General features: G+C 41.5%; 16 protein-coding genes and 1 pseudogene. 6 read left to right on the top strand and 11 right to left on the bottom strand.

Translation table 11 applies throughout. The annotated features are described in order from the left end of the window. The first annotated feature begins 103 nt into the window (after positions 1–103). Complete coding sequence (locus EYW48_RS09290) at positions 104–634, top strand: 3'-5' exonuclease (protein ID WP_171980972.1); 531 nt, start codon at positions 104–106, stop codon at positions 632–634. A 17-nt stretch (positions 635–651) separates the two neighbouring features. Here EYW48_RS09290 and EYW48_RS09285 read toward each other — a convergent pair whose 3' ends face one another. The 6 genes from EYW48_RS09285 to EYW48_RS09260 form a co-directional block, all read right to left on the bottom strand. Next, complete coding sequence (locus tag EYW48_RS09285; protein ID WP_176313489.1) at positions 652–1257, bottom strand: CDP-alcohol phosphatidyltransferase family protein; 606 nt, start codon at positions 1255–1257, stop codon at positions 652–654. Beyond that, positions 1250–1897 carry an ATP-binding cassette domain-containing protein gene (locus EYW48_RS09280; RefSeq protein WP_261917727.1) on the bottom strand — a complete coding sequence of 216 codons (648 nt, stop codon included), beginning with the start codon at positions 1895–1897 and terminating at the stop codon, positions 1250–1252. Before EYW48_RS09280 ends, EYW48_RS09285 begins: the two co-directional genes overlap by 8 nt. Beyond that, complete coding sequence (locus tag EYW48_RS09275; RefSeq protein WP_261927755.1) at positions 1863–3572, bottom strand: thiamine ABC transporter permease; 1710 nt, start codon at positions 3570–3572, stop codon at positions 1863–1865. The genes EYW48_RS09280 and EYW48_RS09275 overlap by 35 nt, the downstream gene beginning before the upstream one ends. Positions 3573–3577: 5 nt before the next feature. Then, a complete protein-coding gene (locus EYW48_RS09270; RefSeq protein WP_274671753.1) occupies positions 3578–4723 on the bottom strand; it encodes an ABC transporter substrate-binding protein in 1146 nt (381 codons plus the stop codon). Between the two features lie 368 nt (positions 4724–5091). Then, complete coding sequence (locus EYW48_RS09265) at positions 5092–5544, bottom strand: TerB family tellurite resistance protein (protein ID WP_261927757.1); 453 nt, start codon at positions 5542–5544, stop codon at positions 5092–5094. Positions 5545–5668: 124 nt separating this feature from the next. Beyond that, a complete protein-coding gene (locus tag EYW48_RS09260) occupies positions 5669–6040 on the bottom strand; it encodes a hypothetical protein (protein WP_261927758.1) in 372 nt (123 codons plus the stop codon). 124 nt (positions 6041–6164) lie between these two features. Here EYW48_RS09260 and EYW48_RS09255 point away from each other — a divergent pair, with 124 nt between their 5' ends. Further along, the gene (locus EYW48_RS09255; protein ID WP_277432328.1) at positions 6165–7475 is read left to right on the top strand and encodes a MipA/OmpV family protein; all 1311 of its coding nucleotides are present in this window, start codon (positions 6165–6167) and stop codon (positions 7473–7475) included. 97 nt (positions 7476–7572) lie between these two features. Here EYW48_RS09255 and EYW48_RS09250 read toward each other — a convergent pair whose 3' ends face one another. After that, the gene (locus tag EYW48_RS09250; protein ID WP_168522103.1) at positions 7573–8160 is read right to left on the bottom strand and encodes an FMN-dependent NADH-azoreductase; all 588 of its coding nucleotides are present in this window, start codon (positions 8158–8160) and stop codon (positions 7573–7575) included. Positions 8161–8343: 183 nt separating this feature from the next. Here EYW48_RS09250 and hrpA point away from each other — a divergent pair, with 183 nt between their 5' ends. Together hrpA and EYW48_RS09240 are read left to right on the top strand one after the other, a co-directional pair. Then, on the top strand, positions 8344–12279 hold the full coding sequence (gene hrpA / locus EYW48_RS09245) for an ATP-dependent RNA helicase HrpA (RefSeq protein WP_274671755.1): 3936 nt from the start codon (positions 8344–8346) through the stop codon (positions 12277–12279). Between the two features lie 103 nt (positions 12280–12382). Continuing rightward, on the top strand, positions 12383–12868 hold the full coding sequence (locus tag EYW48_RS09240) for an outer membrane beta-barrel protein (protein WP_053312264.1): 486 nt from the start codon (positions 12383–12385) through the stop codon (positions 12866–12868). 173 nt (positions 12869–13041) lie between these two features. Here the strand turns inward: EYW48_RS09240 and EYW48_RS09235 are convergent, their stop codons facing one another. The 3 genes and pseudogenes from EYW48_RS09235 to EYW48_RS09225 form a co-directional block, all read right to left on the bottom strand. After that, a complete protein-coding gene (locus tag EYW48_RS09235) occupies positions 13042–13236 on the bottom strand; it encodes a hypothetical protein (RefSeq protein ID WP_141652932.1) in 195 nt (64 codons plus the stop codon). A gap of 132 nt (positions 13237–13368) precedes the next feature. Next, entirely contained in the window at positions 13369–14892 is a 1524-nt protein-coding gene (locus EYW48_RS09230) for a diguanylate cyclase (RefSeq protein ID WP_277432307.1), read from the bottom strand. Positions 14893–15300: 408 nt separating this feature from the next. Continuing rightward, positions 15301–15558, bottom strand: a pseudogene (locus tag EYW48_RS09225) (carboxypeptidase M32); the annotation flags it as partial. A 161-nt stretch (positions 15559–15719) separates the two neighbouring features. On the opposite strand from EYW48_RS09225, the gene EYW48_RS09220 reads away from it, so the two are divergent. Further along, positions 15720–18065, top strand: coding sequence for a DEAD/DEAH box helicase (locus EYW48_RS09220; RefSeq protein ID WP_277432306.1), 2346 nt, complete (start codon positions 15720–15722; stop codon positions 18063–18065). Beyond that, entirely contained in the window at positions 18062–18673 is a 612-nt protein-coding gene (locus tag EYW48_RS09215; protein WP_277432305.1) for a Fic family protein, read from the top strand. Before EYW48_RS09220 ends, EYW48_RS09215 begins: the two co-directional genes overlap by 4 nt. Positions 18674–18982: 309 nt before the next feature. Here EYW48_RS09215 and EYW48_RS09210 read toward each other — a convergent pair whose 3' ends face one another. After that, a complete protein-coding gene (locus tag EYW48_RS09210; RefSeq protein ID WP_277432304.1) occupies positions 18983–20464 on the bottom strand; it encodes a carboxypeptidase M32 in 1482 nt (493 codons plus the stop codon). Positions 20465–20776 lie beyond the last annotated feature (312 nt).

Genomic DNA, 20776 nt, shown 5'->3' with positions numbered 1-20776 from the left:
CGATGATTAACTGCGCGAACGGCTTTTTACAGAGTCGAGTTTTGACAACGAGTCAGGTAAAATTCATCACTCTGAAAATTAAATTAAAGGATGCGCCTGAGTAATGAACTATAACCGAGTTGTCTGTTTCGACTTAGAGATGTGTTGTTGGAATGAAAATGGCGTTGGGACAACCGGCGAAATCATTGAAATTGGTTTGGCTGAGATTGATGTTCAATCAGGTGAAATCGTCAAGCGTGCACAATATTATGTCAAACCAGAACAAGATGAAGTGTCTCTGTTCTGTAGTGAGCTGACTGGAATTACGCCACGCAAAATTGAAAAGCAAGGTCGTCCTTTGGTTGACGTGTTGAAATCGATGGTAAAAAACTTCGGCGGCCCAAATAAAATATACGCCTCATGGGGGCGAGATGACCTAATTCTTGCTAATGAGTGTCAACAAAAAGGCATTGATATGCCATTTAAAGAGTTTTTAAACCTGTCGACCTTGTACCGCATTCAACACCGACTCAAAGAAAAGCGCATAGGCCATCGCGCCGCGCAAGAATCTCAGGGTATTGAGTGGGAAGGCCGTCAGCATTCCGGTTATGTGGACGCTTACAACCTCGCCAAGCTTGCTCTAACCATGTTGTGAAAGCTTAAGCACATGGCTTATTTTAAGGTGTGAAAGCCAGAATAGATTCGGGTAGCGGTGGTAAACCAACACGCAGCACCAAATAGATAAGCGAGCATGGAGAAGTGGCTTGGTAGCAGGCAAAATGCAATGAAACAGGCGATGGTCTCCGTGCCTTCTGTCAAACCACTCATATAATAGAGCGACTTGTGTTTATACATCGGGTTTTCGATGCCGCGTTTGCCCGCCATAACAGCAAAAGCAAGAAAACTGCTGCCAGTACCGATAAATGAAAAAATCAGAAAGGCGCCAGCCACGGCATTTTGTTCTGGATTTGCCAATACAAAACCAAATGGAATCAGTGAGTAGAATAAAAAGTCTAAGCTGATATCAAGAAACCCTCCGGAATCGGTGATTCCCTGCATTCTGGCCAGAGCGCCATCCAAGCCATCGCATATTCGGTTTAATACAATAAATAGCAGCGCCCATAAGTACTGTTCAGTTACCAATGCTGGCAGTGCAAAGCAGCCCACGATAAAACCAAACACGGTGGTTTGATTGGCGGTTATGCCGCATTTATTTAATAGGCGAGCGCCGAGAGTTAAAGGTGCGCGAATGACTTTGATACTTAAGCGATCAAGCATGGCTTGTCTCCCATGGCCAGGTTAATACAGCGCTGCCTGCGGGTACATCTTGCTTATCGTGTGTCACCATCAAAGCAGGGATGTTGGCTTGTTTCAGTTGTTCAAACACCCAATCCCTAAACTGTATACGTAGATCTTTGTCCAATTTGCTAAACGGTTCATCAAGCAGGGCAACTTTAGGTTTGGCTAACAGCATTCGTATTAATGAGATTCTCGCTCGTTGGCCGCCAGAGATTTGGTCTGGGAAAGAGTTGGCTAAATTGGCTAATGAAATATGAGTGAGTGCCTGTATCGCCTGCTCTTTTCGGTGGTGGCCTTTTATTGAATTGGGCAGGGCAAAAGCGAGGTTTTCCCATACAGATAGGTGAGGGAAAAGCAAATCATCTTGGAATAATATCCCCACTTCTCGTTGATGAGCTGGGAGTGAATTTAAGGTTACTCCCTCTAAAGTTAACGTGCCTGAATAGTCAAACTCATTGGACAAATGACCGGCTATTACATCGAGTAAGGTTGATTTTCCACAGCCGCTTGGTCCCATTAAGGTCAGAATTTCTCCCTTGCCTATTTGCATATTAAGCGAAGAAAAGAGTAACTCACCTTGGGATTTACGGATGGTGAGGTTTTCGAGACAGAGACTCATTCGGTAATAAACCTTTTAGTGTGATTCGGCGATACTTTATTTGTAATCGACTGATAAATATTGATAAAGAAAAGAATAGTAGCGGCAAAATAGCTTGCCAAATGGCATAGATAGCCGTCACTCTGCGGTCGAATCCACTCGACAATGCAACTGCTTCGGTAGTCACAGTACTGATGCGCCCTGCACCTAGCATCAAGGTGGGTAAATATTGCGCAAGACTTACGCTAATACCAACAGCCCAAGCAAAAACAATAGCAGGTAGTAGTATCGGTATTTTTATTCTCATCCAAGTTTGTAGCGGTGTTTTACCTAGACTTAATGCGACCTTGGTGAGCCCGTTGTCAAAGCTTCTCCAAGGGCCGTCAAGCGATAGATAGACAAAAGGAAAAGCAAAAAAAACATGAGCCCAAATGACCCAAAAGAAATAAGCATCACTTTTCAAATAAAGCGCTACAACTTGTAGCCCGAATAAAACTGACAATTGTGGTATTAGCATCGGGATTGCAATGATATAACCTGGGATCTGCCACTGGTATTTGCATCGATATTCATGAGCAATGAGGGCAAAAATCAGTGCAGTTGAGGAGGCGATAATCGCAATGACCACACTTTGGTTTACCGTGCTTAAGATACTGTGCCACTCTAATTGCCAGAATCGGTCGCTGTAATGGCTTGGCAGTAAATCAGGGAAACGCCAACGTTGAGCAAAGCTCCAAATGACCATCAGTGGCACCATCAAAAGGGTCAGAGAAATAATACCAATGAACAATGTTTTACCGGGTAACATTACCCCATAACGGCCTGAATATTGCCAATGTCTCCACAATTTGGTGACCGTCCACTCAACTCCACGAGCAAAGACAATCAATGCTGAAGCAATGGCAAATAGCACCATCGCTCCGGCGGCAGCGCGTGGTAATAGTGTTAGGTCGGGGTCACTAAACCATTGCCACACTAATACGGCAAATGTGGGGGGATTGGTGGGGCCAAGAATTAAAGCAACGTCGACTACTGACAGACTATAAGCGATTACTGCGAGCATCGGAAAACGGAGTTTTACCAGCCACTGGGGGAAAATACATTTCCACCACATTTGCGCTTGGCTATAGCCTAAAGATGCACTCACTTTTTCAATGTGATCGATCTTGAGTTGGGAAAGAATTGAAATGCTCATTAGCAGTAGAAAAGGGACTTCCTTTAGCGCAAGCATCACTATCAAGCCCACTGCATATGGATCTTTTATAAACAGTGCAAGGTCATCTACATTGTACGAGTTTGGCTCAAAGCCGAACAGACCGTGTAAGGCACGAACCCCCATACCCGTCGGTGCAAACAGGAATGCAAAACCAATCGCGAAAGCGACATGCGGCGTTGCAAGTAGTGGCGAAAGAGAGAGTTCTACTTTACGCCAGAATTTACTTCCCCAGCTCGCCTGTAAAATGGCAAAACTGATTAAGCAGGCGATATAGCTGCTAGCAATTGCTGAGTAAACAGTGAGCCCAATAGAGCGCCATACCCCTTGCCAATCAAAGACCATGGCAAATCCACCGAGTGATAAGTGATGCAGGCCAATCGGTGGTATATAACCGAATGAAGAGGCCACGACACCCAGTAAACCGGGGATCGTGGGGATGATACAAACAAAAATGATGACTAGATAGAGGGCTCTTAACATCTACTTTAGCTTCCGTAGCGTTTAAGCCACTCTTTTTCTAGCGCTGATTGCCAACTAGGATGTGGCTCTCCCACGGACTTGAACTGTTTGGTGTTTTTCGCACTGCCGGTTAAATACTGGCTACTTAATACCGACGGGTCGCCCCATACCTCGAGATCTCCTTTGCGAGATTGTGCTTCAGGGCTTAGCAGAAAGTTAATCGCCACTTGTGCGCCTGCATTAGCGGTCGCATTCCAAGGTATGGCTAAGAAGTGAATGTTGGAAAGTGCACCATACTCCATCGCATAAACTTTGGTTGTATCCGCTAATGTGCCATTGGCTTGAGCTGAGAAAACCGCATTTGGATTGAAAGTAATCGCAAGGTCAAGTTGGCCGTCATCCAGTAATTGAACGGTTTCAGAAGTACCAGCTGGAAATTGCTGACCGCCACGCCATGCGACTTTATGGAATTGATCAAGGTAATTCCACAGTGGTTGAGTGATAACGTCAAAGTCACTTTGTGTAACTGGTTTGGCTAATGCCGCGTCATTATCTGTCAGTTCAATAAGCAGCGATTTTAAAAAACTAGTACCGTGAAATTCTGGTGGACGAGGGTAGCTTAAGCGATTGGGGAACGCTTGGGCGTAACTGAGCATTTCGGCAAAAGAATGCGGAGGATTATTAAGCGTGGCGGAGTCATGAATAAACACCAGTTGTCCTACACCCCAAGGAGCTTCTAGCCCTTCTGTTGGCTCAGAAAAATCGTTGTCTATGGGCAGTGTTTTATCAACATATTTCCAGTTAGGGAGCTTTTGTACGAAAGGACCAAATAATAGGTTGTTATCCTTCATGGATTTGAAGTTTTCACCGTTAATCCAAACCATGTCGACACTGCCATCGTTATCTTTCTTTGTTGCTTTTTCGGCAATCAGTCGTGTTGTCGTTTCGGCGATATCAGTCACTTTTACGTGCTTGAGAGTTACTCCATATTGTTGTTGAAGTTCTTTATCAGCCCATTGTAAATAACGATTGATTTCTTGACTGCCACCCCAAGCATGAAAATAAACGGTCTGTCCCTTTGCTTGCTGTTCAATTTGTTTCCATTCTTCGGCATGCGCCTTGACGCTAAAAGCTAATACGGTAATTCCTATTGTGCTGAGTAGCTTGTTCATAAAGTCATCCATCTATCGTTATCAATAAGTTAAGGTGCTAAACATAGTAAAAGCATAGCCTTTAACTCACGTCCATTATCGAGTTTTTTTGATAATAGTTTCAATTAATTACTATTATTGTGACACAAAATATTTGTTCTTTTCGTACAGACCGGATTATGACGAGAAAACTTTCTTAAGAGTGTGATTTTTCTGAGTAGTGTTTTTAACCGCTAAAAAATTGTCGAGTATAAAGTTGAACGCATTATATTTTGTCGTGATTTGGTAATGGCAATAATTGTAAGAAGTAGGGAGCAGTGGTTTTAATGCTGAGGTAGGGGAATTCATTTTCACGCCATTAGTATCATGAACTATGCATATTGATCTATTTAGTTATTTGCTGTTCGTATCGACAATTTTGCGCGAATAAATTCACTATGGTCAACATACAGTAGCTCTGCGGTTTTGCGGATTACTGCATCTTCTAATGGATCAATTTCACCGTCAGCATTAGCAACTTCCCACATGGCTTTTATTAACTCATAGCGAGTTTCTTGGGTGAGTTCACGTAGCTGCGAGGTGAAGTCATAAAGGGAAGCGGATTGTTTGACGGTTTCTTTAGCCTGTTGGAGTAGAGCCGTTGTTTGCTCATCATCTAAATTTAATAGCCGCTTGGTAAGCTTGAAAGTCGCTTCACTTTCTTTTGGATCGATTTGGTGATCAGCGCCAGCGACTTCTTTCAGTAAGCAAGTGATGGCAAGGTTAGGATTTGTAGTCGTTCTTTTTCCTAAATCTTGTCCATCTAGAAGTTGTTTAAAAAGCGACGTAATGGCATTGAACATAGTAAAGCCCTTGATTAAATCTTTTCTTTACAACATTAAATAGTGGCGTTGAAACAATAATGCAAGGTTAAAGTAGTAATACAAGTAAGAAGCCTAAACGTTTTTGCTTTGAAATATTGTTTGGTCAATACCTGTCATTGGGATCTGGTGGGACACTTGGGTCTTCAAGTATTTCGATAACTTCTGAACTAGAATACTCATGGCCCATGAGAAAAAGCGCTAACATGGCGTCGGCTTTTGACTTGTTATCCGCTTTTTCAGCGAGGATTTGCTCAAAACGTTGACGAATCATTGTAATTTCATGCTCAACAAAACCTCGAGCCTCATTTTCTCCTTCTCCCTCTTCGGGGGCGTTATCGAACTCTAAAAATAACAAGTTGTTATCCAACTGAGTATCGATTAACCGTTCGGGCAGCCACACTTCGCCCATCACCAATTCTGGGTCTACGTTTTCAGGTAGAGAGTCTAAAATTTTTCTTAGTTCAGATGCTTTCACAATTCAGTCATTTAAGAGATCATAGCCACTATTGTAACGGCCATCTTAATATAAACATAAGGGATCCTGAGTTGATTGCTTAATATTTAAGTCATTAATGCAGAATTTCGTGAGAAAAGTAGTGATGAGAATTTATTTTACCCCAAAAAAATGGTCGGTTTTACTGGCTATGCTGATGTCATTTCATGTTAAAGCAGAAGCAGAACAAGAATGGGGTATTGCTGCAATGTACCGCTCGGCATCTATTCCGTTTCATACCATTACAGGTGACTCGTCTGTAAGTACGTTTGTTCCTATGATGTATTTTAAAAACGACTATGTGTATATCGATGGCTTGGAAGGTGGAGCGTATTTATACAGTAATGACCAATCACCTTACAAAATAAGTGCTTTAACTCGATTACGCTTTGTTGATGTACCACAGTCGGCACAAAATGCGCTAGAAGGTGATTCTGCGGATTTTGGCTTCCAACTCCGGTATCAATTTGATGAGACATGGCATGTAGATGTTGAGTTAATGAGTGATGATCAGTTTCGTTTTCATTCAAACTTACGAGCTACCGCTGAATTTGATTTCGGTGATTGGGAGCTAACACCGAGTGCAAATCTTCGATATAAAGCTGCAGATTTCAATAGTTCTTACTATTCATTTGGCCAGTTAGGCGGTGAAAATATTGGCGCTGGCGTTGATCTGAAAGTGGGCGTAGATGTTCGTTACCATGTCATTTCAAATTTATATCTATTAGGGTCAACCAGCGTCACTAGGTTAGATGATAATGCCTACAATAGTTCAGCGGTTGGTGACAGATACCAAGGTGAGTTCTTTGTAGGATTTGGGTTTTTCAATGATAAATCGAAAGCACCAAAAAGTGATCTAACAAATCACCGCTATTTACGCGTCGCTCATGGGTGGGGAACACCATCAAATATTGGCGAAATTTTTAAATTTCAAACAGAAAAAGATCCGTACAATAACCAGATGACGTCGATTTTTTACGGTCATCCACTCACCGATGAACTGTTTGGTTTACCAATAGATATTTATTTTACTCCAGGTGTCGCTCATCACTGGTCATCACAAGTTCAATCGTCAAGTTCTGAATTTATTGCAGCAATCAAGGCTTACTATACATTCAATTGGCCAACTCAGTGGCGATTTGGTTTTGCAGAAGGTATGTCTTATATCGACAACATCACCTACATTGAGCAATCAGAGATGGAAAAGAAAGGGTATACGCCGAGTCATTTGCTCAACTATCTCGATTTTTCTTTTGATGTGAATATGGGGGATTTATTTGACAGCAGTGACTTCAAGCACGTCTGGTTTGGTTATTCTTTACATCACCGTTCTGCGATTTTTGAGAAATCTTCTCAATTTGGGCGCATAAAAGGTGGCAGTAACTACAACACCATTTATATACAGGTTGATTTCTAATGATAAAAGACGGCCACCAATTGGAGGCCATCTTTTTTAAACCAAACTTGTTTAACCAAATCCAGATTATAGCAATGCATAGCGCTCTATAAAATTATTACAGAGTAATTGCTTCCAGTTGCGATGTAGCACTTTTAATGCCATTCGCTGCATTCTCTTCGCCCATGTTCATGCCCTCAGCGAAGACAAATTCAACATCTGTAATACCGATAAAGCCAAGGATAGTTTTTAAGTATGGGGTCACATTGTCTGTGGCTGAATCTTTATGGATACCACCACGAGAGGTGATCACAATTGCTTTTTTACCTTGAATTAAGCCTTGAACGCCTGACTCAGTGTATCGGAATGTGACACCCGCGCGAGCAATCAAATCGAACCAGTTTTTTAGTTGTGTTGGAATCGTGAAGTTATACATAGGTGCAGCAATCACTAACGTATCCGTAGCTTTAAGTTCATCAATCAGTTGGTTAGATATGGATACGACTTTTTGCTGTTCATCAGACCGATCTTCTGTTGAACGTAGTGCCGTTGCTACAGCGAAATCCAATACAGGGAGAGGATTTGCTGCTAAATCACGAAGTGTGACTTGTTGTGGCTCAAATTTCGCTAAATAGGTGTCAAGCAGTTTGCTTGACTGAGAGTGATCACCAAGAATGCTAGATTTAAGAGCAAGAACGCGAGACATAATGTATTTCCTATAGGGTATCAATAACTGGATGAATACATCGTAGTCGATTTGAATTGTTAGATAAGTTGTCTGAATTGGTCAAGTCATTCTAAAAAATTGAATAAGGATAATATCATCGCACTGGCAAGGATTATGGTACAATCCGCGCAGTTTTGTGTAATGAAAAGAATAGGAAACGCTTTGACCTCGTCACAGCCAAATCAAGAAAAACAGACCGCCGTCAAAACCAATAGTGCGGCGTCACTGCGCAATGCATTAAGCGAATGCATGATGCGAGATAGGTTTCGTTTTAGCAAACGTATTACTGGTGCAAGTAAAATCAAAAATGAAAAAGCCAGAAACGCCGTCTTTGATGAAATCGCTTTAGATATCGCTCAATCAATGATGGTTGCTCAGCAGCGCATTCAACATCGTGTGAAAATTGACTATCCAGATTTGCTTCCAGTGAGTCAAAAGCGTGATGATATCGCGCAGGCGATCGCTGAAAACCAGGTAGTCATTGTTGCCGGTGAAACTGGGTCGGGGAAAACGACGCAGTTACCTAAGATATGCGCTGAACTTGGGCGTGGTAAATATGGTTTGATTGGTCATACACAGCCACGTCGTCTTGCGGCTCGTTCTGTTGCAAATCGTATTGCTGAAGAGATGGAAACCGAGTTAGGCGATTTTGTCGGCTATAAAGTTCGTTTTAACGATCAAATCTCCGACAACACTCAGATCAAGTTGATGACGGACGGTATCTTACTGGCTGAAATTCAACATGACCGCTTTTTGAATCAATATGACACCATCATTATCGATGAAGCGCATGAACGTAGCCTCAATATCGATTTTATTTTGGGTTATCTCAAAGAGTTGCTGCCACGTCGACCAGACCTAAAAGTGGTGATCACTTCTGCGACGATTGATCCTCAACGTTTTTCAAACCACTTTAGTGGCGCGCCGATTATCGAAGTCTCTGGGCGCACTTACCCTGTTGATACGCGCTACCGACCTCTATTTGGTGAGGATGATGCCGATCGCGATCAACTCGAAGGTATTTTTGAAGCGGTAGATGAACTTTGTGCAGAAGGTCTTGGCGATATACTGATCTTCATGAATGGTGAGCGTGAAATTCGTGATACCGCTGAAGCCTTGGGTAAGCGTAACTTACGTGATACCGAGATCGTGCCGCTTTACGCTCGTTTGTCAGCTGGCGAGCAAAATAAAATTTTCCAACCTCATGCAGGTCGACGCATTGTACTCGCCACGAACGTAGCAGAAACGTCCTTGACCGTACCGGGTATCAAGTATGTGATTGACCCAGGTACTGCACGTATTAGCCGATACAGTTATCGCACCAAAGTGCAACGTTTACCTATCGAGCCGATTTCACAAGCGAGTGCAAATCAGCGTAAGGGGCGTTGTGGACGTGTCGAAGAAGGTATTTGTATTCGTTTGTATTCGGAAGAGGATTTCCTGTCTCGTCCAGAATTTACCGATCCAGAAATTCTTCGCACTAACTTAGCATCTGTTATTTTGCAAATGACAGCACTAGGACTTGGGGATATTGAAGCGTTTCCCTTTGTTGAAGCACCAGATAAGCGAAATATTTTAGATGGTGTGCGACTACTGGAAGAATTAGGGGCCATTGTTCCTGATTCAAAGAAAAAAGATCAAGATGCTAAAAAACGCTTAACCGATATGGGGCGAAAATTGGCGCGTTTACCTATCGACCCGCGTTTGGCTCGTATGGTTCTGGAGTCGACGCGTTTTGGTTGTGTAAAAGAGTTAATGGTGATTGCCTCTGCACTGTCGATTCAAGATCCGCGGGAAAGACCATCCGATAAGCAGCAATCTTCTGATGATAAACATCGCCGCTTCTTTCATGAAGAGTCCGATTTTCTCACCTTGGTCAACTTGTGGGATTACATTCAAAAACAGCAGAAAGCGCTCACTGGGAATCAATTCCGCAAACAGTGTAAACAAGACTACCTAAACTATTTACGTGTACGTGAATGGCAAGATGTCTATTTCCAAATCCATCAGTCAATGCGCGAAATGGATTACAAACTCAACGCTGAACCGGCTAATTACCAATGTGTTCATAGTGCGATTTTGGTAGGTTTGCTGTCCCATATCGGTATTAAAGATCAAGAAAAACACGAATATCAAGGTGCACGTAACGCACGTTTTAATATCTTTCCTGCATCGGGTTTATTTAAAAAACAACCCAAGTGGATCATGGTGGCTGAGCTAGTAGAAACCTCCAAGCTATGGGGGCGTATCGCCGCTAAAATCCAGCCAGAATGGATTGAGCCCCTAGCCAAGCACTTGATTAAACGTACTTACAGCGAACCGCATTGGTCGAAAAAGCAAGCTGCTGTCATGGCTTACGAAAAAGTGATGCTCTACGGTGTACCGATTGTTCCGAAGCGTTTAGTCAATTACAGCTCGATAGATGAACCTCTATGCCGTGAAATATTTATTCGCAGTGCGTTGGTCGAAGGTGATTGGGAAACAAAACACGCATTCTTCAAGCAAAATCGCAAGTTGCTGCTTGAAGTAGAAGAGCTAGAACACAAGTCACGTCGCCGCGATATTTTGGTCGATGACGAAGAACTGTTTGAGTTTTACGATCAACGGGTTGGAACTGATGTCGTCTCTGGTCGTCATTTTGATGCATGGTGGAAAAAGGCGAGTAAAGAGACTCCGGAGTTGCTCAACTTTGAAAAAGAGATGCTATTCAAAGGTGATGCCAGCCATGTTACAGATTTAGATTATCCAAACTTTTGGCATCAGAATGGGATAAAGCTAAAAATAAGTTACCAGTTTGAACCTGGTATTGATAGTGACGGTGTCACTATTCACTTGCCATTACCAATATTAAACCAGATTGAACCGGCAGGGTTTGATTGGCAGATCCCGGGTTTACGCCATGAGCTGGTGGTGAGTTTGATCAAATCACTACCAAAAACGGTTCGTAAAAACTTTGTGCCAGCGCCTAATTATGCCGATGCCTTTTTAGCCCGTGTAACCCCTATGGAATTGCCGTTGTTGGATGCAATGGAAAAAGAGCTACGCCGCATGACTGGTGTTGAAGTCAAGCGTGAAGATTGGAATTTAGACCAAGTGCCTGATCATTTGAAGGTCACTTTCCGAGCTGTCGATCATCGAAACCGTAAGCTCAAAGAACATAAAGACTTACACGAATTGAAAGAAAGTTTGAAAGAAAAGGTTCAAGAGACACTTTCTCAAGTTGCCGATGATGATATTGAACAGCAAGGTTTGCATACTTGGAGCTTCGGTGAGTTGCCAAAAGTGTATCAACAAAAACGAGGTGGGTTTGAAGTCAAAGCCTACCCAGCCTTAGTTGATGCAAAAGATAGTGTGGAAATTAAGCTCTTTGAAACGGAACAAGAGCAAATCAGTGCAATGAAAGCAGGACAAAGACGTTTGATCTTGCTTAACGTCCCATCACCGATTAAATATTTACACGCGAATTTGCCCAATAAATCTAAACTGGGCCTATATTTTAATCCTTATGGCAAAGTTTTAGATTTGATTGATGACTGCATTGCATGTGGTATTGATAAATTATTAGAAGAGCGGGGCGGTTTAGTCTGGCAACCCGAAGAATTTGAAGCGCTAAAAGAGTATGTGCGTGCGGAATTGGGCGATACTGTAGTGAATATTGCTCAACAAGTTGAAACGATTCTGACAACGGCCTTCAACATTAACAAAAAGTTAAAAGGCAAAATCGATTTTACAATGGCGTTTGCTTTGTCTGACATAAAAGCACAAATCGAAGGGCTTCTTTTCAAAGGATTTGCCACTGAATGTGGTTGGAAACGTTTGCCTGATATTTTGCGATATTTACGTGCTGTAGAGCGACGGATGGAAAAATTGCCAGTTGATCCGAATAAAGATCGTCTGCACATGCTGAAAATTGAGTCAGTGCTCAATGATTACAAAGAACTACTCAACAAGATCCCACGTGGCATAGCAGTACCAGAAAACGTTAAAGAGATCCGTTGGATGATAGAAGAATTACGCGTCAGTTTGTTTGCTCAACAACTCGGAACACCTTATCCAGTTTCTGATAAGCGAATTAAGAACGCGATTGATGCCTGTTAGGTATAAAATTTGCATCAGATAAATGTATCCACTGTAATTTGACGCTATGTGGCAATGGAGTGCCGGTTTGACTCCGTTGCCAAACAATATAAAAAGGTTAATTATGAAAAAGACTTTACTAGCTCTTGCTCTGATTGGGGCATCTTCAACGGCTTTTGCTGATTCTTGGATCTACGGTGGCGCTTCTGTTGGCCAATCGGATTTAGACAGCGAAACTTCAACCTCATATAACATTCATGTAGGGACTGGTATTTTACCTTTCATTGGTATTGAAGGCGGCTACACTGATCACGGTAAATTTGAATATACGGGCGGTGACCTGAAAGCATCTTCAGTTTATTTTGCTGTTAAACCAAGCATAAACTTTGGTCCTCTGCAAATTTACGCAAAAGGTGGTATTCACTCTTGGGATCTTACTGACAGTCGTGCAGCGTTCTCTGATGATGATGGCTTTGATTTTATGTACGGTGTGGGTGCGGACTACGCAGCATTTGGCCCAATCTCTCTTGGTGCTAACTACATCAACTATGTAATGGATAAAAGAGACGTAGGCACTTTGTCTTTCACAGTATCGTTCAATTTCCTTTAAGTGTCGTTAACCTAAGCTATTAGGTGATAGTCAAAACGCCAGTACTCAACGACTGGCGTTTTTGCTTTTCTAAACTAAGCGAATAAGCGAGCTTTGGGGAAATGGTGGCAGCTTTTTCTATATCTGGCGCTTTATCAATAATCTCAAGGGATTTAATGAACTCTTAAACTTATTTAGTCAAGGTTTTCAAAAAAATCGCTCTCTAAGTTTTCACCTTTATCATTTACCAGCGGAACGATAATATCTTCTTGCCCACTACGTAAAAAAATTAGTGATTGGTATGACTCATAGGTCATATTAACTTCGACAGCATTATCTACTGAGGCATCGGTAATTGAGAATGAAACTTCCATTTGTAGCGTATTCACAGTAGTCCTACTTTAGTCGTATTTTTTGTGCGCATAGTTATGAAAGTGCTAGAAGTGGCTCTGATTGGTTTGTATTTGATCAAATTTGCCTAATCAAATTGAACCTTACTATTTGTTAACAGACCTTAATGACTATTTGCGGGTCTCAGACCATGCAGTGGCCTTGTTGCGCCCTGCGTCTTTTGACTCATATAAAGCTTTATCCGCTCTTGCTATGACATCATCAATACTTTTATCGCTGTCATTGACTTCAGCAACACCCAAGCTGATGGTGATTCTCTGAGGTGACGAAAATTGATGTGACTCGACTTGTTTGCGAAGCAATTCGGCGACCTTAAGTGCGCTGCTTTCGGGAGTGCTAGGGAGTAACACAATAAACTCTTCTCCACCCCAACGAGCAAACGTGTCGGAATGCCTGACTTTTGAAGCGATAAGTTCGCTGAGCTCTTTTAGATACGCATCACCGATGTTATGGCCCAGACTATCGTTGATTCGCTTAAAATGGTCAATATCGAACAGAACCACACTAAAGGTGCCACTAGACTCCCTATATTTGACGAACTCAAACGTTAAGTTCTCGGTAAACTTGTTGCGATTAAACAGCTTAGTCAAAAAATCAGTGTTGGAAAGATACATCAACTTTTTCTTGTACACGTGCTCTGAGTATATATTCCACGCATAAATCATGGATACAAGTATAACCAAAAGTGCGTACATCAGAAATGTGTTACGCAGCCCCCCTACCGCAGTATCTTCAGAGCTGGTAATCAAGTAAGCCACATGTTGATTTTTGAAGTTCTGGAATGAGATAAAACTCATTGCATAATCTCTGTTAGACACCGTTATCACCTGAGAGAAGGTCTTTTCAAGTTCAATCAGTGGGCTCAACTCTGCGCCAAGGCTCTCAACATTTTTGAGTAAATCCCTATACTTAATATTGGCAAGATTCTGTTCAAATACCGCTTTGTCATAGTAGTAATCTTCAGATAGTAAGGTCGGAATATAGTTGCCTTTCATGTCCTCGAATAGCTTGGCATCCACTGTAGATTTATTGATCACAAAGTAAAAATCGTCATGTGGATAAAGTTCGAACAGAAGCTCAAGGATGCTTCCCATAGACAAAGAGGCTTCAACACTTCCCAAAGGCTGTTGTTCAAAAGTAAGCGGGTAGACAAATCGATAACCGTTGAACACTTTACCTTCTTCAAAACCTTCAATGATTTGCTGTTGTGTATTGGCAAGTCTCACTGATTCACGAACAGAAAATAAGTTATCACCATACTTTTCAGGTTTGTGTACTCTTAAGAAACTATCACCATTGGCAAAATGAAAGTGCAATTGACGAAAGTTATGGCCCTTCAATAGATCGTAATTTGGTTTCAGAAGTTGATATATTTTTTGTCGACTCGCATCCCTGATTGGGCCTGGGGATTCTACCGCCTGTTTAAAAAGCGTCATCACCTGTGTATCCTGCGATATTTGCTGGTATACGTAATGAGAAAATTTCTTAAAAACACCCAAACTGGCTTCGATTTTCGATTGCATAACGGCCGAGTAATTGTCCAGTATGCGAACTTTTTGTACATGGTATTCGCGAGTTAGCATCATGAACGAAATGATGTTCAAAATAATCAACAATACGATATGAATTGACAATTTAGATCCAATGACGTTTTTCAAATTACTTGTCGATATCAAAGCATTGCCTGTTTTCATAAGGTGGTGGTATCAATAAGGTTAGTTGAAAATCGATCTTATAACTACAAGATTATCAATTAAAAATATCGGAAGTAACACCTACCTTTCTAGCTAAAAAAATTACTTGTTATCGCGAAAATAGGACTTCAGTTACTCGTTATATTGTGACTTACTACAGCCAGCTAAGACCCCAGCCATCAATACTATGGTGGAGGGGTTATCAATAAGTGGCTTTAAAATGGTATTGATTAATTTTACTTCAAAGGGCTACTGATGGTTTGCACTTTGTCAAAGTACTAGTCATGTAGGGTAGCCCTCAGTGTGAAGCGACGCAATATTACCTGTGTTGGAGCCTCTATAGCTATATCACAAATAACGGCTTCGAAGGTGGTTTTGGAAATGTAGAGGGTTTAGAGTTTCCCTTGTTGCCTGAGTGACTAGCTCATCGGTAGTTAGCAAGCTTCCTTTACTCCAAATGTTATCTGATAACCAAGTGAAGATTGGGGTTAAGTCACCACTTTGAATCGCGCTATCCACATCGACGGTCTGTCTTATTGCTGCCATAAATTGAGCGGCATACATAGCGCCTAATGTATAGCTGGGGAAGTACCCAAAGCTCCCATCTGGTTAATGAACACTGATATCTATTTTTTAGTTAAAAATCGAGGTTGAAATTGGTCGGATAATAAGAAAACCGTTACATAATCCTTTGAAATATTTGTGTTATCCTATAGTTAAATTTTGCTTGATAGTGTATTTAGGCAAATAAGTTGAGGCAGAAATGCATGGATGAACTCAGAGCTATAGATAACAAAATCGCAGCGCTTAAAGCAGAGTTAGCGCAACTTGAGGCTAAGCGGTTGAATTTAATTGTTTCAGAAGAATCTGTGTCTACCGCATTTAGCAATACAATGTCTCCAGAACAAAAAGTCGAGCTATTTCGACGTTACTTCCGAGGGAACACTAGTTGTTATGCAGTGCGCTGGCAAAACAAACAAGGGCGTTCAGGATACTCGATAGCATGTAACAATGAATGGCAACAGGGGCTATGCAATAAACCGAAAGTCAAATGTTTGGAATGCCCCAACCAATCGTTCAAACCACTGGATGAAAAAGCTCTGTATGATCACTTGTCGGGGAAATCTATTGTTGGCATCTACCCAATGGACAGTGATAGTAACTGCTGGTTTCTTGCTATTGATTTCGATAAAAAGGACTGGAAGAAAGCCTCTCTGGCTTACGCAGAAGCATGTAGACGTAATGGAATAGATTTTTTGCTTGAACGTTCTCGTTCAGGGAATGGTGCGCATGTATGGATTTTCTTTGAAACTAAAGTTGATGCAGCTAGTGCGCGAAAACTAGGATTTATGCTGCTTGATCAGGCTATGCAAATCCACGGAGCGCTGTCATTTGAATCATATGACCGATTGTTTCCTAATCAGGATTTTTTACCTGTAGCAGGAATAGGTAACTTGATTGCTTTACCATTACAAAAAGGTTCAAGAGCGGAGGGAAACTCTGAATTTGTTGATGGAAATTTTTTGTCTTATCAGGATCAATGGCAGATCCTAGCCTCAACAAAAAAATTGACAGTTGATGCTTTGGCTAAGTTGGTATTGTCTCATGAGTCTATTGATCATGATAAGACAGGGTTCACGTTGCCACCTTGGGAGCGAAACTTACCTGCTACTTCTTCTACAATTCTAGGATGCCCAGACAGTATTGAAATCACTCTAGCGAATAGAATTTATTTTCCCATAGAAACATTACCAAATGCTTTGCTTGCCAGATTAAAAAGGTTGGCATCATTTTCAAATCCTAAATTTTTCAAGGCTCAGGGATTACGACTATCAACGAATGGAATATCTAGATACATATCACTGGCAGAAATCGATAGTGGATATCTTGTACTACCGCGAGGCTGTATTGATGATGCTTGTGAAGTATTGGAACAGTCGAATATCAAATTGTTCTTTAACGACAAAAGAAGACCAGGAGGTCGACTCAAAAGTATCCAGTTCAATGGCATATTAAGGAAAGAACAAAAGGTAGCGGTGGATGCCGTTTCTAAATTTGATATCGGTGTTTTACACGCGCCGACAGCGTTTGGGAAGACTGTAACGGCAATAGGACTGCTATGCAAAAGAAAGGTCAACACATTAATTCTCGTTCACAATAAACAACTTGTGGAGCAATGGCAGGAACGACTGAAAACGTTCACTACAGGTGTAGATATTGGTGTACTGACAGGCTTAAAGAAAAAGCCAACGAAGGCAGTTGATGTTGCAACGTATCAAAGTTTACTGAACCGTAGCGATAATACCGTTAACCCTGTTGTGCATGAATATGGACAGGTCATCATAGATGAGTGTCATCATTTGTCAGCACCGCAGTATGAAAAATTATTGGGAGAGATTCACGCAAAATACATACTCGGCATTAGTGCTACTTTGGAACGTAGAGATGGTCACCAACCAATCATTTTCATGCAGGCGGGTAGGATAAGACATACCATTACTCCTAACAGTTCTGTGAAATTTGTCCAATCCCTTCAAAAGAAGGAGGTTCTCTTTGAACCTCCACTTCAATTGGTAACTCAAGAACCTCGACCACATATCGCTGATGTATATCGATGGCTGATTGAGAACGAAATGAGAAATCAGTTAATCATCAATGATATCGAAGACGAAGTGAAGCAAGAACGTGTTCCTATTGTTCTGACAGAGCGTAGAGAGCATGCAAAAATTCTTAGTGACATGTTGACTCTAAGATCAATCCAAAATGAGGTGCTCATTGGTGCAATGAAAAAGAAAGACCGAGAAGAGGTCAATGAAAAGCTGGCGACCACACAGGTATTGGTAGCGACTGGACGTTTTATTGGGGAAGGATTTGATTTGCCACGACTTGATACGTTAGTCCTTGCTCTACCTGTTTCCTGGAAAGGAGCACTTGTTCAGTATGTTGGAAGGATACAGAGGGAGTATGATGGAAAGGCGGAAACCCGTGTTATTGATTATGTTGATATGAAAATTCCAATGTTGTCGCGTATGTATTCGAGGCGGAGTCGAGGATACAAAGCATTAGGCTTTTCAGAATCTGAGTCACATAAGCCGGAGAACCTTCTTTTATGAATAGATATGAATTTTATTCATCGGAAACACGGTACGAGGTTGGCTCAAAGGGTAAGGTGTTGGCAAATAAGCTCGCTATAACAAATTCTGAAGAAATGGATGATGTTGAAGCAATTTTGTTAGCTAAATTGTATGAAAAGATTTTTGTGGGAAACAATGTTGAGCTAACGCTGACTTTTACTGGTATTGCAGATTGGCATAGGCAGTGGTTGGGTAACGTCTATGAATGGGCAGGGATGGTCAGAAACGTGGATATGGGTAAAGGAGGATTCCAATTTACATCTCCACTCCAGATCGGAAGATGTATTGATCTGTTTGAACAGGATTATTTGTCAAAATTCTCAAGTATCCCAGATATGGACAAGGAAGAGTTTGTGTCTTACCTGGCTAGGAGTCATATTGAACTTATCTTGATCCATCCATTTAGAGAAGGAAATGGTAGAATAAGCCGACTACTTATTGACGTGATGTGCAACAAGGCTGGGTTAGGGCTATTAGATTACAGTTTGTGGGACAAACACAAAGAATTCTACATCGCTTCTATTCAAGCTGGTGTGGCGCATGAATTTCAGCATATGGAAAGACTGGTTAGAGACACCATTAGCTAGCTAATGATAAGGAGCTATACTTTCGTTTGTTTGCTTTTAGACGCCGTTCAATATTTTGAACAGAAGATCCTGTCTCAATTGCAGTCGAGCTTGCAACTGCACGAAAAATCATCTTTTGAGTGATTTTCTTTTTTTCTATCTTCATAATTCTTCTGCTAGAAGTAATACCATATAGTATTGATGTTACATTACGTACTACTATTTTTCAATCGACAAAATCTTGAAAGGGCACCGTATTATTCTCATCTAAAAGGCCTTGAATAGAAAGATATGAGCTACTTCAGAGTAGCCCGTATATAAATAACCGAACTAGAGGTAACGATTTTTTAAGTGGGTCTGAAAATGAACTGGATTCAGTGTTTCCCCTGTTGCCGCCTTAACCAGTTCATCAGTTGTGAGCAAACTACCTTTACTCCAGATATTCTCAGATAACCAACTGAAAATAGGTGTTAAATCGCCACTGCGAATAACCGTATCCACATCCACCGTTTTCTTCATTGCTGCCATAAATTGAGCTGCATACATGGCGCCCAATGTGTAGCTAGGGAAATAGCCGTAGCTCCCATCAGTCCAGTGAATGTCCTGCATACAGCCGTTTTTATAATTATCTTTAGTCGATAGCCCTAGATACGCCTGCATTTTTTGATCCCATAGATCAGGAATATCAGTATGTTGAATTTTACCATTCATCAAATCACGTTCAATTTCATAGCGTAGAATGACATGAGCAGGGTAGGTAAGTTCATCAGCATCAACGCGAATAAAGTCTTTCTCTACACGAGTGTAAATTTTTTGGAAATTATTAAGTTCAAATACATTTGCTTCATTATCAGCGATATGTTTGGCTGAAAGTTTTGCAAGGTGTTCAATAAATGCGTTGCTACGACCAATTTGCATTTCAAAAAACAAAGATTGAGATTCATGTATCCCCATTGAGCGAGCTTCGCCTGCCGGAATCCCAGCAAGGTTTTTAGGCAATCCTTGTTCATAACGAGCGTGGCCAGTTTCATGGACGATACCCATCAAAGATTGTATAAATTCGGCTTCATTATAACGAGTGGTGATGCGAACATCGCTCGGAACACCACCGCAGAAAGGGTGAACACTTTCATCGAGTCGGCCATGTTCAAAGTCAAATTGCAGTAGTTTCATTACTTCCAAACCGAGTGCTTTTTGTTTCTCAGCAGGGTAATGTCCGCTAGGCAAAATGATATGCTCAGACTTTTGCTTATCAATAACTTGATCAATGAGATCAGGTAACCAAGTCTTCACATTAGAGAAAACACGGTCAAGAGATTCGGTATTAATGCCAGGCTCATATATGTCGAGCATAGCATCGTAAGGTGTAAACCCAGTTGCATCCGCGCGAATTTGTGCTTCTTCTTGAGATAGCTTAACCACCTCCGCCCAATTTTTTTCGAAACCGACCCAATCGTTGTTACCACGTTGAGTACGCCATGCATGCTCACATTTAGAACCAGCCAAAGACTTGGCTTGAACTAATGCTTCTGGAAGTACATTTGCTTGTAACCATTGGCGTTTTAGCTCGCGTAATATCGATTTTTGTTCATTATTCAATGCTTCTGTTTCTGCCTGAGCAAACCAATCAGACAACTGGGGTTGAGTTAACAAGCTATGAATATGTACCGATAGCTGTGCCATTGCTTCTGAACGAGCTTGCGCACCTCCTGAAGGCATAACTGCTGCCTGGTCCCAGCCACAAATGGCAGCTAAATGGCTAAAGTGAGATATTTTTTTAGAATGTTGTACTAACTTATCGAATGTATACATGATATTTGCCTTCCGTGACTTAAAAATAAGAGATGAGTGTAGCAATCAATATCACTTCAACCAAGCGTTCAACTTTGTGCTTTCATCGCAATTTTCTACCCCACAAAGCAAAAAGTTGCTTATGCTAGGCAGGTTATTGCTCGATATGTTTTATTTGTCAGTATAACTCATTGAAATTAAACAAACTTAAGGTTGGCATCGACCTTGCTCTATAGGTGATGAATTTGCGCAAAATACATTCATCATTTAAGTAAAGTAAGGAATTTGCAATGCCAACTCCATGTTATATCTCTATCGACGGCGAAACTCAGG

Source organism: Vibrio sp. 1180_3, assembly GCF_029478545.1.
Lineage (GTDB): Bacteria > Pseudomonadota > Gammaproteobacteria > Enterobacterales > Vibrionaceae > Vibrio > Vibrio aestuarianus.
The sequence above is the reverse complement of the archived record's forward strand: the minus strand, read 5'-3'. Positions and strand labels throughout refer to the sequence as shown.

Coding starts and splice junctions, on each gene's coding strand:
- EYW48_RS09290 (WP_171980972.1), top strand. CDS start 104: ATGAACTATAACCGAGTTGTCTGTTTCGACTTAGAGATGTGTTGTTGG.
- EYW48_RS09285 (WP_176313489.1), bottom strand. CDS start 1,257: ATGCTTGATCGCTTAAGTATCAAAGTCATTCGCGCACCTTTAACTCTC.
- EYW48_RS09280 (WP_261917727.1), bottom strand. CDS start 1,897: ATGAGTCTCTGTCTCGAAAACCTCACCATCCGTAAATCCCAAGGTGAG.
- EYW48_RS09275 (WP_261927755.1), bottom strand. CDS start 3,572: ATGTTAAGAGCCCTCTATCTAGTCATCATTTTTGTTTGTATCATCCCC.
- EYW48_RS09270 (WP_274671753.1), bottom strand. CDS start 4,723: ATGAACAAGCTACTCAGCACAATAGGAATTACCGTATTAGCTTTTAGC.
- EYW48_RS09265 (WP_261927757.1), bottom strand. CDS start 5,544: ATGTTCAATGCCATTACGTCGCTTTTTAAACAACTTCTAGATGGACAA.
- EYW48_RS09255 (WP_277432328.1), top strand. CDS start 6,165: ATGAGAATTTATTTTACCCCAAAAAAATGGTCGGTTTTACTGGCTATG.
- EYW48_RS09250 (WP_168522103.1), bottom strand. CDS start 8,160: ATGTCTCGCGTTCTTGCTCTTAAATCTAGCATTCTTGGTGATCACTCT.
- EYW48_RS09240 (WP_053312264.1), top strand. CDS start 12,383: ATGAAAAAGACTTTACTAGCTCTTGCTCTGATTGGGGCATCTTCAACG.
- EYW48_RS09220 (WP_277432306.1), top strand. CDS start 15,720: ATGGATGAACTCAGAGCTATAGATAACAAAATCGCAGCGCTTAAAGCA.
- EYW48_RS09215 (WP_277432305.1), top strand. CDS start 18,062: ATGAATAGATATGAATTTTATTCATCGGAAACACGGTACGAGGTTGGC.
- EYW48_RS09210 (WP_277432304.1), bottom strand. CDS start 20,464: ATGTATACATTCGATAAGTTAGTACAACATTCTAAAAAAATATCTCAC.